Origin of the sequence: Pigmentiphaga sp. (assembly GCF_019689535.1) — a bacterium.
Taxonomy (GTDB): domain Bacteria; phylum Pseudomonadota; class Gammaproteobacteria; order Burkholderiales; family Burkholderiaceae_B; genus Pigmentiphaga.
Genome location: NZ_JADGHH010000280.1, coordinates 1 through 3,485 on the forward strand (window position 1 = coordinate 1; position 3,485 = coordinate 3,485).

Sequence of the window (3,485 nt, forward strand, 5' to 3'; positions counted from 1 at the left end):
CAACATACTGTTAGTCATTTGTCTTCCACCTGCAGAATGGCCAGGAACGCCTCCTGGGGAATCTCGACGCTGCCGACCTGCTTCATGCGCTTTTTCCCCGCCTTTTGCTTCTCGAGCAGCTTCTTCTTGCGGGTGATGTCGCCGCCATAGCACTTGGCGAGCACGTTCTTGCGCAAGGCCTTGACGTTCTCGCGGGCGATGACCTCTGCGCCGATCGCAGCCTGGATCGCGACGTCGTACATCTGGCGGGGTATCAGCTCGCGCATCTTGGCCGTGATCTCCCGCCCGCGGGCCCGGGCGTTGGCGCGGTGCACGATCAGCGACAACGCATCGACCTTGTCGCCGTTGATCAGCAAGTCCACGCGCACCACATCGGCGCTGCGGTATTCCTTGAACTCATAGTCCATAGACGCATAACCGCGCGAGACCGACTTCAGCTTGTCGAAGAAATCGAGCACGATCTCGGCCAGGGGCATCTCGTACGTCAGGTGCACCTGGCGGCCGTGGTAGGCCATGTTGGTCTGGATGCCGCGCTTGGAGGTGCACAGCGTCATGACCGGCCCCACGTACTCCTGGGGCATGAACAACGTGACCGTCACGATGGGCTCGCGGACCTCGGCGATGCGCCCGACCTCGGGCATCTTCGACGGGCTGTCGACCATCACCACCGAACCGTCGCGCAACACGACCTCATAGACCACCGACGGCGCGGTGGTGATCAGGTCCATGTCGAACTCGCGCTCCAAGCGCTCCTGCACGATTTCCATGTGCAGCAGCCCCAGGAACCCGCAGCGGAAGCCGAAGCCCAGCGCCTGCGACACCTCAGGGTCGTACATGAGGGCGGCGTCGTTCAGCTTGAGCTTTTCGAGCGAATCACGCAGCGCGTCATATTCGCTCGACTCCACTGGGTAGAGGCCGGCGAACACCTGGGGCTTGACCTCCTTGAAGCCGGGCAGCGGCGCGGGTGCAGGCTGGGCGGCATGCGTAATGGTATCGCCCACCTTGGCGTGCTTGAGCTCCTTGATGCCGGCGATCACAAACCCGACCTCCCCGGCCGAGAGCTGCGGCCGCGCCTCGGACTTGGGCGTGAACACCCCCACCTGCTCGCACAAATGGGTCGCGCCAGTGGCCATGAGCAGCAGCTTGTCCTTGGGCTTGAGCACGCCGTTGACCACGCGCACCAGCATCACCACGCCGACGTAGTTATCGAACCACGAATCGATGACGAGGGCTTGCAACGGTGCCGTCGCATCCCCTTTCGGGGGAGGAATGCGGGCAACCACGGCCTCGAGGATGTCGTCGATGCCCATGCCGGTCTTGGCACTGGCGGGAATGGCGTCATCGGCGGGGATGCCGATGACCTCCTCGATCTCCTGCTTGGCCCCGTCCGGATCTGCCTGAGGCAGGTCCATCTTGTTCAGGACGGGCACCACTTCCACGCCCAGCTCGATCGCCGTATAGCAGTTCGCCACCGTCTGGGCCTCGACGCCCTGCGAGGCATCGACCACCAGCAAGGCGCCCTCGCACGCCGAGAGCGAACGGCTGACCTCATAGGAAAAATCGACGTGCCCCGGGGTGTCGATCAGGTTCAGGTTGTAAACCTTCCCGTCCCGCGCCTGGTAGCGCAGCGCCGCCGTCTGAGCCTTGATCGTGATGCCGCGCTCGCGCTCGATGTCCATCGAGTCGAGCACCTGGGCCTCCATCTCGCGATCGGACAAGCCGCCGCAGCGATGAATGATGCGGTCGGCAAGCGTCGATTTGCCGTGGTCGATGTGGGCAATGATGGAGAAATTGCGTATGTGCTGCATGCGATCCGAAGTAATGAGCCCACTCCCAGGCGGCCCGGCGCCGCTCCCCCACGGGGGGGCGGCGCGATGAGCCGGCGAAACCCGGCCCCGGCACCCTCGGGACTTGCAAAAAAAGGGGGCGCAACGCGCCCCTCCTATGGCCGGCCGCGCGGAAAACTCGTCCCGCAGCCGGTGTCATTTGTCGCGACCCGGCATTTTACCGCCGAGCGCGAATGTCTGCCGATTACCTCGCCGGACGGATCGGTACCCATTGCGTCAGATCACCCCGACGGACGAGCACGACGTGGCTCCGGCTGCGGTCCAGCTTGGCCACCAGGGCGTTGAACTGGGCCGCGTTGGTGATCTCGATATTGTCGAGTGCAAGCAACACATCGCCCTGGCGGATGCCGGCGCGGGCGGCCGGACCATCTGCCGCCTCCACCTGCACGCCCCCACGGACGCGCAATTCGCGGCGACGCGCTGCGGAGAGGTCGGACACGATCAGGCCGAGCGCATTGGTTTTCTGGGCTTGCCCCCCCTCTTCGGCCTGGGCGGCGCTCTTCTCGGGCTCCATCTCGCCCACTGTGATGGTCAGCTCGCGCAGGCTGCCGCGCCGCCATACCTGCACGGTCGCCTTGGTGCCCGGCTTGGTTTCGCCAACAGTGCGCGGCAGGTCTGACGAACGCTCGATGGTCTTGCCATTGAATTTCAGGATGACGTCGCCCGGTTCGATGCCGGCCTTCTCAGCCGGGCTGCCCGGCTCGACCATGCCCACGGAGGCACCCGCCGTACGCCCCAGGCCAATGGCGTCCGCGACTTCCTTGCTGACCTCGCCGATCTGCACCCCGATGCGGCCGCGGATGACCCGCCCCGACGTGCGCAATTGTTCTGCCACGCGCATGGCCTGGTCGATGGGAATGGCCAGCGAGATGCCCATGAAACCGCCGCTGCGGGAAATGATCTGGGAGTTGATCCCCACCACCTCTCCACGCATGTTGAGCAGCGGACCGCCCGAATTGCCGGGGTTGACGGCCACGTCGGTCTGGATGAAGGGCAGGTAGTCCCCCGTATCGCGGCCGGTGGCGCTGACGATGCCCGCCGTGACGGTGGAGTCCAACCCGAAGGGCGAACCAATCGCGAGCACCCATTCACCCTTGCGCAGCTGATTGGGGTCGCCCGGTTTCAACGCGGTGGTGCCGGTCGCGTCGATCTTGATCAGCGCGACGTCGGTGCGCTCGTCCGAGCCGATCACCTTGGCCTTGAATTCCCGCCGGTCCGTCAATGTGACGTAAATATCGTCCGCGCCGCTGACAACGTGGTGATTGGTCAGGATGTAACCGTCTGACGAGATGAAAAACCCCGACCCCACGCCGCGGGGCACCTCGCGCCCCTCTTCCTCGGGCTGCGCGCGGGGGTTGCGCCCCGGGGGCACGAAATCCGGCCCGAAGAACCAGCGGAACAGCTCATAAGGATCCTGGCCGCCCCCGAACGGACTGCGCACCACTGCGCGGGCCGTGGTGCGGATGTTGACCACCGCAGGCTCGGACTTGGCAACCAAGTCCGTGAAATCCGGCAAGCCGCGGCTCTGGGCCCGGGCCTCCCCCTGTCCCACGAAGAGGGCTGCAGCGGCGCACAGCGCAACGACGACCCTGCACGCCCAACCCCACCCGCGCCGGGAGGTGGCTTCAGGGGCTGCGG

The 3,485-nt window shown here is 65.5% G+C and carries 2 protein-coding genes; both read right to left on the bottom strand.

Annotated features, from left to right (window positions below; all coding sequences use genetic code 11):
* Nucleotides 1-14 precede the first annotated feature (14 nt).
* Nucleotides 15-1,808 carry a translation elongation factor 4 gene (gene lepA, locus IRZ12_RS16630; RefSeq protein ID WP_296470904.1) on the bottom strand — a complete coding sequence of 598 codons (1,794 nt, stop codon included), beginning with the start codon at nt 1,806-1,808 and terminating at the stop codon, nt 15-17.
* Between the two features lie 223 nt (nt 1,809-2,031).
* Nucleotides 2,032-3,423 (bottom strand): DegQ family serine endoprotease, encoded by a 1,392-nt coding sequence (locus tag IRZ12_RS16635; RefSeq protein WP_296470907.1) that lies wholly within the window; start codon nt 3,421-3,423, stop codon nt 2,032-2,034.
* Nucleotides 3,424-3,485 lie beyond the last annotated feature (62 nt).